The 2,493-nt window shown below is 57.3% G+C and carries 1 rRNA gene; it reads right to left on the bottom strand.

Annotated elements, in window-relative coordinates:
• Positions 1 to 21: 21 nt before the first annotated feature.
• Positions 22 to 2,493 (bottom strand): 23S ribosomal RNA (locus ACFYWY_RS38100); the annotation flags it as partial.

Raw genomic sequence — 2,493 nt, 5'->3', positions numbered from 1 at the left:
ACACAGTGGACGCGAGCAACTGAGGACAAGCCCTCGGCCTATTAGTACCAGTCAGCTTCACCGGTTACCCGGCTTCCACATCTGGCCTATCAACCCAGTCGTCTACTGGGAGCCTTACCCTCTCAAGGAGGTGGGAGTCCTCATCTCGAAGCAGGCTTCCCGCTTAGATGCTTTCAGCGGTTATCCTTTCCGAACGTAGCCAACCAGCCATGCCCTTGGCAGGACAACTGGCACACCAGAGGTTCGTCCGTCCCGGTCCTCTCGTACTAGGGACAGCCCTTCTCAAGACTCCTGCGCGCGCAGCGGATAGGGACCGAACTGTCTCACGACGTTCTAAACCCAGCTCGCGTACCGCTTTAATGGGCGAACAGCCCAACCCTTGGGACCGACTCCAGCCCCAGGATGCGACGAGCCGACATCGAGGTGCCAAACCATCCCGTCGATATGGACTCTTGGGGAAGATCAGCCTGTTATCCCCGGGGTACCTTTTATCCGTTGAGCGACGGCGCTTCCACAAGCCACCGCCGGATCACTAGTCCCGACTTTCGTCCCTGCTCGACCCGTCGGTCTCACAGTCAAGCTCCCTTGTGCACTTACACTCAACACCTGATTGCCAACCAGGCTGAGGGAACCTTTGGGCGCCTCCGTTACTCTTTAGGAGGCAACCGCCCCAGTTAAACTACCCATCAGACACTGTCCCTGATCCGGATCACGGACCCAGGTTAGACATCCAGCACGACCAGAGTGGTATTTCAACGACGACTCCCCCTGAACTGGCGTCCAGAGTTCACAGTCTCCCACCTATCCTACACAAGCCGAACCGAACACCAATATCAAACTGTAGTAAAGGTCCCGGGGTCTTTCCGTCCTGCTGCGCGAAACGAGCATCTTTACTCGTAGTGCAATTTCACCGGGCCTATGGTTGAGACAGTCGAGAAGTCGTTACGCCATTCGTGCAGGTCGGAACTTACCCGACAAGGAATTTCGCTACCTTAGGATGGTTATAGTTACCACCGCCGTTTACTGGCGCTTAAGTTCTCAGCTTCGCCACACCGAAATGTGACTAACCGGTCCCCTTAACGTTCCAGCACCGGGCAGGCGTCAGTCCGTATACATCGCCTTACGGCTTCGCACGGACCTGTGTTTTTAGTAAACAGTCGCTTCTCGCTGGTCTCTGCGGCCACCCCCAGCTCACGGAGTAAATCCGATCACCGGTGATGGCCCCCCTTCTCCCGAAGTTACGGGGGCATTTTGCCGAGTTCCTTAACCATAGTTCACCCGAACGCCTCGGTATTCTCTACCTGACCACCTGAGTCGGTTTAGGGTACGGGCCGCCATGAAACTCGCTAGAGGCTTTTCTCGACAGCATAGGATCATCCACTTCACCACAATCGGCTCGGCATCAGGTCTCAGCCTCAATGTGTGACGGATTTGCCTGCCACACGGCCTACACCCTTACCCCGGGACAACCACCGCCCGGGCTGGACTACCTTCCTGCGTCACCCCATCGCTTACCTACTACCACCTTGGGCCGGCGGCTCCACCACTCCCCTTTGCCCGAAGGCTCCGGGGCGGCTTCACGGCCTTAGCATTAATGGGCTCGATACTGGGCGTTTCAAAGCGGGTACCGGAATATCAACCGGTTGTCCATCGACTACGCCTGTCGGCCTCGCCTTAGGTCCCGACTTACCCTGGGCAGATCAGCTTGACCCAGGAACCCTTAGTCAATCGGCGCACACGTTTCTCACGTGTGTATCGCTACTCATGCCTGCATTCTCACTCGTGTACCGTCCACCACTCGCTTACGCGGCGGCTTCACCCGGCACACGACGCTCCCCTACCCATCCCAGCGGGCGTTGGCCCTCATGCTGGAATGACACGACTTCGGCGGTACGCTTGAGCCCCGCTACATTGTCGGCGCGGAATCACTTGACCAGTGAGCTATTACGCACTCTTTCAAGGGTGGCTGCTTCTAAGCCAACCTCCTGGTTGTCTCTGCGACTCCACATCCTTTCCCACTTAGCGTACGCTTAGGGGCCTTAGTCGATGCTCTGGGCTGTTTCCCTCTCGACCATGGAGCTTATCCCCCACAGTCTCACTGCCGCGCTCTCACTTACCGGCATTCGGAGTTTGGCTAAGGTCAGTAACCCGGTAGGGCCCATCGCCTATCCAGTGCTCTACCTCCGGCAAGAAACACACGACGCTGCACCTAAATGCATTTCGGGGAGAACCAGCTATCACGGAGTTTGATTGGCCTTTCACCCCTAACCACAGGTCATCCCCCAGGTTTTCAACCCTGGTGGGTTCGGTCCTCCACGAAGTCTTACCTCCGCTTCAACCTGCCCATGGCTAGATCACTCCGCTTCGGGTCTTGAGCGCGCTACTGTATCGCCCTGTTCGGACTCGCTTTCGCTACGGCTTCCCCACACGGGTTAACCTCGCAACACACCGCAAACTCGCAGGCTCATTCTTCAAAAGGCACGCAGTCACGAC

This window comes from Streptomyces sp. NPDC002870 (assembly GCF_042888505.1).
In the GTDB taxonomy this organism is placed as follows: Bacteria; Actinomycetota; Actinomycetes; order Streptomycetales; family Streptomycetaceae; genus Streptomyces.
The sequence above is the reverse complement of the archived record's forward strand: the minus strand, read 5'-3'. Positions and strand labels throughout refer to the sequence as shown.